The sequence below is a fragment of the Streptomyces lushanensis genome (genome assembly GCF_001700515.1).
GTDB lineage: Bacteria > Actinomycetota > Actinomycetes > Streptomycetales > Streptomycetaceae > Streptomyces > Streptomyces lushanensis.
In genome coordinates this window covers 1-531 of sequence record NZ_MAUD01000650.1, presented here as the reverse complement: position 1 = coordinate 531, position 531 = coordinate 1, and the positions used below count along the sequence as shown (strand labels likewise).

Sequence of the window (531 nt, the reverse complement as noted above, 5' to 3'; positions counted from 1 at the left end):
GCTGACGTTCGAGGTCATCGCAGAGACCCTGCGTGAGCGGATCCGCTCGGGCAGGCTGCGGCCGGGGGACGCGCTGCCGACACAGGCCGTGCTGATGCGGGAGTTCGGGGCCTCCAGCCTGACCGTGCAGAAGGCCATGACCCTGCTGAAGCAGGACGGATGGGCGGTCTCCCGCCCCGGCAAGGGCGCCTTCGTCGCCCACCGCGACCACGACGCCGACGATGCTGATGACCTCGACAGCCCGGAGGCGACCGCACCCGTCAGCGGGACGACGGCCCGCGTCGAGGCACTGGAACGGGCACTGGCCGACGCCGTCGAGCAGATCGCCGACCTTCGTGGCCGCGTCGAAGCCCTGGAGACGGGCGGCGGGCGGGGCCGCTGACCCGCCGCGGGCGGCCCGGGGTCGCCCGGCGCGTGCGTTCAGATTTTCTCCACGAGGTTCAAGACGGGCCCCGCCCCTCTGAGCTGGCCGAACATCGCCGCCCGACCCATCGTGGGGTAAGTAGCCGACGCCCGCGCGAGGTGCTGGCA

The 531-nt window shown here is 72.9% G+C and carries 1 protein-coding gene; it reads left to right on the top strand.

Features of this window, described 5'->3' with window-relative positions:
• Position 1: 1 nt before the first annotated feature.
• Complete coding sequence (locus tag BFF77_RS32140; protein WP_245704033.1) at positions 2 to 382, top strand: winged helix-turn-helix domain-containing protein; 381 nt, start codon at positions 2 to 4, stop codon at positions 380 to 382.
• Positions 383 to 531 lie beyond the last annotated feature (149 nt).